At 62.0% G+C, this 898-nt stretch carries 1 protein-coding gene; it reads right to left on the bottom strand.

Features of this window, described 5'->3' with window-relative positions; translation table 11 throughout:
* A partial coding sequence (locus BN1134_RS01570) for an amidohydrolase family protein (protein WP_156991625.1) occupies positions 1–610 on the bottom strand: 610 nt, incomplete at its 3' end.
* Positions 611–898: the final 288 nt, after the last annotated feature.

Here is an 898-nt window from a genome sequence, read left to right as displayed (position 1 = left end):
GCTGGCGCACCGCATCGGGGCTATCCGCCACCATGGCCGCGTTGGCCTTCTCACCGAAGGAGTACTGCCCTTCCAGTGCCGGCAGCTCGTTGGGCATACGGAAGTCACCGTGACCACCGGTTTGGGAGATCATGGCGCCGGCCGGCCAGATACGCGGGCCGTTGGTCAGCCCCATGTCGATCCCCTTCTTGAGGCCAAAGACGGGGCCACCGAGATCACGGGCGCTGGTGAAGCCGCGCATCAGCATGTCATTGGCAGCCTTGGTCGCCGCCACCGTGGTGAAGGTGATGTCGTTGGTCAGCACCGCGATTTGCGGCAGGGTGGCAAACATCAGGTGGGTGTGGGCATCGATGAGGCCCGGCATCAGGGTCTTGCCCTGACCGTCGATGCGCTGCACGTCGCCTTCGACCTTGATCTCGCCCTGGCTGATCTTGCTGATCAGGTTACCTTCCACCAGCACCGAGGAGGGGGCGCTCAGAGAACTCCCCTTGCCATCGAAGATGCGAACGTTTTCAAACAAAATAGCGGACTTGGCCGGCTCAGCCGCATGGGCGGCGCCGCCTGCCAAGAGGGCGCCGCACACGGCGCTACACAACAATCGCAATGACATGAAGAGATCTCCTTGGGTCTTGAGAGCACGGATTCTAGTTTAGCCCTTTCGCCACAGCCTGAATCCAAACTGAACGAGCGTGTCAGTCTCCTCCTTTTTTGGGTTCCAGAACAGCCCCCATACAGCCCCTTCTCTCCTTCATCCCCCTCCCCTTCTGCCCTACCGGCACCCGCGCGGCAGCGCCTGTTCCCGTTGCCGGCACGCGCGCCCTTGCTCATGCCTCCGACAGACTCTGTCTGACCTGCCGTAGGAATAGACTGTCATCCGCCGCCACCTGTCACATCTGAC

Source organism: Aeromonas simiae (assembly GCF_000820125.1).
Lineage (GTDB): Bacteria > Pseudomonadota > Gammaproteobacteria > Enterobacterales > Aeromonadaceae > Aeromonas > Aeromonas simiae.
The sequence above is the reverse complement of the archived record's forward strand: the minus strand, read 5'-3'. Positions and strand labels throughout refer to the sequence as shown.